We start from the raw sequence: 5,434 nt of genomic DNA, 5'->3' as shown, positions 1-5,434 counted from the left end.
CTCACTCAGTCGCCCGCTCACCGACTGCGGCCACCCTCGCCCCCTGGCGGGCAGCCGGTCCATGGACAAAGATCAGCGCTGTTTGGACGCAACTGCCGAGCCGCACCGAGCAGACGAGGAGGAAGGAAACCGGATGTACCACACCTGGATGCGCTATTTCACCCCCAGCCCCCTCCACCACCGCCTCGGACTCGTCTGCCTCGGCGTCGGCCTCCAGTACGGCGCCCTCCCGACCGTCGGCCCCCGCACCCTCGACCACCACGTCGCCGTCGTCATCGGCGCCGGCAGCGGCTGGTCCGAAGCCCCCGACGGCCGGCGTACCCGGATCACCGGCCCCACCCTGATCTGGCTCACCCCCGGCGTCCCCCACCACTACGCCGCCGACCCGGACACCGGCTGGGACGAGGCCTTCGTCGACTTCACCGGCCCCGCCACCGCCACGTACACCGAACTCGGCTACATCGAGCCCGACCGGCCCGTCGTCCCCCTCTCCGACGCCGCCGGGCCACGCGCCGCCATCGGCCGCATCGCACGGGCCGCACGGCGCGGCAACCCCCTCCTGGAGGTCGAGACCGGCGCCGCCGTCCACGAACTCCTCGTCGCCCTCCGCCGCGCCCGCGCCGACACCAACGCCGAGGGCGACCCCGTCCTCCAGGCCCTCGCCCGCGACGCCTTCCAGCCCCTGTCCGTCGCCGAACACGCCTCCCGCCACGGCATGACCCCCGCGGAACTGCGCACCGCCGTCCGCCGCGGCGCCGGCTGCAGCCCCAAGGACTACCTCCTCGGCATCCGCCTCGGCCGCGCCAAGGAACTCCTCGCCGCCACCGAACTGCCCGTCGCGGCCGTCGCCCGCCGCGTCGGCTACGACGACCCGGCGTACTTCTCCCGCCTCTTCACCCGCCGCGTCGGCATCGCACCGGTCCGCTTCCGCGAACAGCAGGGCCGGGCGGTACCGGGCGGCTGGAGCAACCAGATCCCCGACCCCGACCACCCGCCGACCATCGGCTCCTTCGGCGCCCCACCCGCCACGTAAGCTCAGGGACCATGACCTCCAGCAACATCGACGAGTCCGTACGCGCGGAACTGTCCCGGCTCCGCGAGAGCATCGACAACATCGACGCGGCCGTGGTCCACATGCTCGCCGAACGCTTCAAGTGCACCCAGCAGGTCGGCCAGCTCAAGGCCCAGCACCAGCTGCCGCCCGCAGACCCGGACCGCGAAGCCCGCCAGATCGCCCGCCTGCGCCAACTCGCGGAGAACGCGAAGCTGGACCCCGCCTTCGCAGAAAAACTGCTGAACTTCATCATCGCCGAGGTGATCCGCCACCACGAGACCCTGGCCGAAGAGGCTGTGACCAGGTCAAACGGTCCGGCTGAACGTGAGGGCCGGTCGGGGAGCGGGCTCGACAAGTCCTGCCAATAACCCTTGGCTTTAACTCTTGGCTTGCTAACTTGAGTTCATGCCAAGCAACGACGCACCCCGACTCATCCCGACGGGCACCTGCTGGTGCGGATGCAAGAAGGAAGTCGGCCTCGGCCGTTTCTTCACGCCAGGCCACGACAAGGTCGCCGAAGCCGCCCTGATCGCCGTCAAGTACGGCGGATCCGTACCGCAGATGCTCCACGCCAACGGCTTCGGCCCCGGCCACTCCATCACCGACAAGGCCGTGCACGACGCCGGTTGGGAACGCTGCGGACGCTGTGGCTATGTCGGAGCGCCCGCCAGTATGCGCAACCACGAGAAGAAGCCTCACAAGGCGGACTCGTAACGGAGACAACCCGCGCGGACTGGCGGAGGCCGGGAGGCATGGATCAAGGCTGCCCGGCCGGACCGACTGCCGTCTCCAGCGCGGCCAAGGCAATCGACCACGGATAGCCTTCCGGCCTGCTCTGGCCCGGCTCGTTCGGCATGAAGGCGCCCTCCCCATACAGCACCTTCACCCCAGCTCCCTGCAACGTCGCGATGCTCCGGTCGAACTGCGGATGCTGCACATAGGCCGCATTCACGCACGGCATGACGACAGTCGGGATGCCCTTGCCGATCGCCTCCGCCACGACCCCCACCACGAACCGGTCCGTCAACCCGAGCGCCCACGCGTTGACTGTGTTGAATGTCGCCGGCGCCACCAGGATCACGTCCGCCGACGGCCAGACGTCCAGCTCGCCCGGCAGCTTGTACTCGCTGCGCACCGGGTGCCCCGTCAACGCGGCCATCCCTACCAGACTGTCACCGAGCCAGCGTGCCGCCGTCGGCGTCAGCCCGAGGCACACATCCCAGCCGCGGGCCTGCGCATCCTCAACGACGCGCCCCACGTCGAAAACGGGCGGGGCGGCCGAACAGAACAGGTACAGAGTCCGAGTCATGCCGCCCAGTGGATCACATGCAACCGGCCCCCGATCCTAAGGGGATCAGGGGCGAAAGACGCTCCACGCCACGACGGCGTGGGTACCGTCCCAGACAACGAGTCAGGAACGGAGAACAGCATGTCCAGACTGGACGACGAGCACACTGGCACCCGCATCGCCGACCAACGCACTTATGACGTCGGCCAGGCCTCCGGGCCCGGCATCGTCATCCACCAGCACACCGTATGCCCGGCGAAGCGCCGCTGACCCTGAACCGGGGAAGCCAAGACGGGCGGGGGGGGAAGCCCCCGCGTACTGCCCCCGCCCCCGCTGTGCCGCCCCCACCACATCAGGCAGCATGTGCCCCATGTCCGTACTGACGCGCGACGAAGCGCAGACACGAGCCCAGCTCCTCGACATCCACCGGTACACGATCGGCCTCGATCTGACGGCCGGCGGCGAGGAGACCTTCGACTCCCACACCGTCATCCGGTTCGCCTCGCGTGCGACCGGAGACACCTTCGTCGAGCTCAAGCCGGCCGTACTGCGCTCCGCCACCCTCGACGGACAGCCCCTCGACCCCGAAACGCTCGACGGGAACCGCCTCCCGCTCACCGGCCTCACCGCCGGCGAGCACGAGCTGCGCATCGACGCGTCCATGCGGTACTCGCACACCGGTGAGGGCATGCACCGGTTCACCGACCCCACCGACGGCGAGACCTACCTCTACACCCAGCTCTTCATGGAAGACGTCCAACGCGTCTTCGCCGCCTTCGACCAACCCGACCTCAAGGCCGTCTTCGACCTGACCGTCACCGCACCCGACAGCTGGACCGTCCTCGGCAACGGCATCGCCGAACACCAGGGGCAGGGCCGCTGGACCATCGCCCCGACCCCACGCATTTCCACCTACCTCGTCGCCGTCGCCGCCGGACCCTGGCACTCCGTACGCACCGAACACGCCGGACTACCCTTCGGCATCCACTGCCGCCGCTCCCTCGCCCCCTACCTGGACGCCGACGCCGACGAAATCCTGGACATCACGCGGCAGTGCTACGACCGCTACCACGAGAAATTCGAGGAACCGTACCCCTTCGACTCCTACGACCAGGCCTTCGTCCCGGAGTTCAACGCCGGAGCCATGGAGAACCCCGGACTCGTCACCTTCCGCGACGAGTTCATCTACCGCTCCGCCGTCACCGACACCGAGCGCCAGACCCGCGCCATGGTCATCGCCCACGAAATGGCCCACATGTGGTTCGGCGACCTCGTCACCCTCCGCTGGTGGGACGACATCTGGCTGAACGAGTCCTTCGCCGAATACATGGGATACCAGACCCTCACCGAGGCCACCCGCTTCACCGACACCTGGGTGGACTTCGGCATCGTCCGCAAGTCCTGGGGATACGACGCCGACCAGCGGCCCTCCACCCACCCCGTCGCCCCCGACCCCGACGCCGTCCCCGACACCGCCTCCGCGATGCTCAACTTCGACGGCATCTCCTACGCAAAGGGCGCCTCGGCGCTGCGCCAGCTCGTCGCCTGGCTGGGCGAGAAGGACTTCCTCGCCGGCATCAACACCCACTTCGCCCGGCACAAGTTCGCCAACGCCACCCTCGCCGACTTCATCGACTCCCTCGCCCACACGACCGACCGCGACGTGCACGCGTGGGCGGAACAGTGGCTGCGCACCACCGGCGTGGACACCCTCGCCCCGTCCATCGCCGCGGCCGACGGCGGCTGGACCCTCGCCGTCGACCACGAGGGCGGCCGCCCGCACCGCATCGCGGTCGGGACGTACGACAAGATCCCGGCCGATCCCACGCGGCTCGCCCTGCGCGAGCGCTTCGAACTGGACATCCCCCAGCGGGAGCCCGCCGCTGTCCGCCCCGGCCGCCGCCCCGACCTCCTACTCCTCAACGACGGCGACCTCACGTACGCCAAGGTGCGCCTCGACGCCGCGTCGTGGGACACGGCGGTACGTTCGCTGTCGGGCCTGCCCGACCCGCTGGCCCGCGCCGTCATCTGGAACGCGGCCCGCGACATGGTCCGCGACCGCGAACTGGCCCCCACCGCCTACCTGGAGGCGGCCCGCGCGCATCTGCCGTACGAGTCGGACCTGGCGATCGTGCAGGGCGTGCTCGCCTTCGCGAGCACCCAGATCGCCGACCGCTACCTGCCGGACGACACACGCCCCACGGCCCTCGCGACCCTCACCACGATCTGCCGCGACCTGATCCGGCGCACGGAGGACGGGGACGGGGCGGGCCTCAGGCTCACGGCCGTACGCCACCTCATCGACAGCGCGACCCAGCCCGACGGCATCCAGGACTGGCTGACGTCGGGCGGCGTACCCGGCGGACCGGAACTCGACCCCGAACTGCGGTGGCGGATTCTTCGCCGGCTGGCCGTACTCGGCGCGACGGACGAGGCGACGATCGCCGCGGAGCTGGACCGGGACCCCACGGCGACCGGCCAGGAGGGTGCGGCCCGCTGCCGCGCGGCGCTGCCGGACGCGGCGGCCAAGGCGGCCGCGTGGGAGCGGATGTTCGCCTCGGACAGCCTTTCCAACTACCTGTTCACAGCCACGGCGCAAGGCTTCTGGCAGCGCGAACAGGCCGACCTCGTACGGGAGTACGTGGCCCGCTACTACCCGGACGCGGTAGCCCTGGCCGCACGCAGGGGCCCGGCAATCGCGGAAGCGGCGGGCCGCTACGCGTTCCCGCTCCACGCGGCGGACGCGGAGTCCCTGCGGCTGGGCGAAGAGTGCCTGCGCACGACGGAAATGATCCCGGCCCTGCGCCGCAAGCTGGCAGACCAACTGGACGACCTGCGAAGGGCACGGGAGGTACGGGGAGCCTGAACTCGGCCGGGGGCGCGTGGTTCGGGGTAACCCGGGGCCGCCCGGTTTGAGAGTCTGGCGGGCCCCGTCTCCCTGTAAAGGGCGCTCCCTGCGGTCGCGTCGCTGCGCGATTCCGCTTCGCTGCACCCTTGACAGTGAGCCGTGTCCCGCTAGTGTCCTGCGCCGGAGATCCGTCGGCAGAAACGGGCGAGGGAGTCGAGGATCTCCTCGGCTGTCTTGGTCCAGA

Annotated in this window: 6 protein-coding genes; 5 read left to right on the top strand and 1 reads right to left on the bottom strand. The window is 70.1% G+C overall.

Annotated elements, in window-relative coordinates; all coding sequences use genetic code 11:
* The first annotated feature begins 133 nt into the window (after positions 1 to 133).
* The 3 genes from NLX86_RS03660 to NLX86_RS03650 are packed head-to-tail and all read left to right on the top strand — an operon-like array spanning position 134 to position 1,768.
* On the top strand, positions 134 to 1,033 hold the full coding sequence (locus NLX86_RS03660) for an AraC family transcriptional regulator (protein WP_254370398.1): 900 nt from the start codon (positions 134 to 136) through the stop codon (positions 1,031 to 1,033).
* Positions 1,034 to 1,044: 11 nt separating this feature from the next.
* Positions 1,045 to 1,422, top strand: coding sequence for a chorismate mutase (locus tag NLX86_RS03655; protein ID WP_254370105.1), 378 nt, complete (start codon positions 1,045 to 1,047; stop codon positions 1,420 to 1,422).
* Positions 1,423 to 1,459: 37 nt separating this feature from the next.
* Complete coding sequence (locus NLX86_RS03650) at positions 1,460 to 1,768, top strand: hypothetical protein (RefSeq protein ID WP_254370104.1); 309 nt, start codon at positions 1,460 to 1,462, stop codon at positions 1,766 to 1,768.
* A gap of 43 nt (positions 1,769 to 1,811) precedes the next feature.
* Here NLX86_RS03650 and NLX86_RS03645 read toward each other — a convergent pair whose 3' ends face one another.
* Positions 1,812 to 2,363 carry a flavoprotein gene (locus NLX86_RS03645; protein ID WP_254370103.1) on the bottom strand — a complete coding sequence of 184 codons (552 nt, stop codon included), beginning with the start codon at positions 2,361 to 2,363 and terminating at the stop codon, positions 1,812 to 1,814.
* A gap of 120 nt (positions 2,364 to 2,483) precedes the next feature.
* On the opposite strand from NLX86_RS03645, the gene NLX86_RS34325 reads away from it, so the two are divergent.
* Both NLX86_RS34325 and pepN read left to right on the top strand, forming a co-directional pair.
* Positions 2,484 to 2,612: a hypothetical protein gene (locus NLX86_RS34325; protein ID WP_302060921.1), complete on the top strand. Its 129-nt coding sequence runs from the start codon at positions 2,484 to 2,486 to the stop codon at positions 2,610 to 2,612.
* A 100-nt stretch (positions 2,613 to 2,712) separates the two neighbouring features.
* Positions 2,713 to 5,208, top strand: a complete 2,496-nt coding sequence (gene pepN / locus NLX86_RS03640; protein ID WP_254370102.1) for an aminopeptidase N — start codon at positions 2,713 to 2,715, stop codon at positions 5,206 to 5,208.
* Positions 5,209 to 5,434: the final 226 nt, after the last annotated feature.

Origin of the sequence: Streptomyces sp. A3M-1-3, from assembly GCF_024213665.1 — a bacterium.
Taxonomy (GTDB): Bacteria; Actinomycetota; Actinomycetes; order Streptomycetales; family Streptomycetaceae; genus Streptomyces.
The sequence above is the reverse complement of the archived record's forward strand: the minus strand, read 5'-3'. Positions and strand labels throughout refer to the sequence as shown.

What these genes read in the sequence shown, in the direction of transcription:
- NLX86_RS03660 (WP_254370398.1), top strand. Translation starts at nt 134, where the DNA reads ATGTACCACACCTGGATGCGCTATTTCACCCCCAGCCCCCTCCACCAC.
- NLX86_RS03655 (WP_254370105.1), top strand. Translation starts at nt 1,045, where the DNA reads ATGACCTCCAGCAACATCGACGAGTCCGTACGCGCGGAACTGTCCCGG.
- NLX86_RS03650 (WP_254370104.1), top strand. Translation starts at nt 1,460, where the DNA reads ATGCCAAGCAACGACGCACCCCGACTCATCCCGACGGGCACCTGCTGG.
- NLX86_RS03645 (WP_254370103.1), bottom strand. Translation starts at nt 2,363, where the DNA reads ATGACTCGGACTCTGTACCTGTTCTGTTCGGCCGCCCCGCCCGTTTTC.
- NLX86_RS34325 (WP_302060921.1), top strand. Translation starts at nt 2,484, where the DNA reads ATGTCCAGACTGGACGACGAGCACACTGGCACCCGCATCGCCGACCAA.
- pepN (WP_254370102.1), top strand. Translation starts at nt 2,713, where the DNA reads ATGTCCGTACTGACGCGCGACGAAGCGCAGACACGAGCCCAGCTCCTC.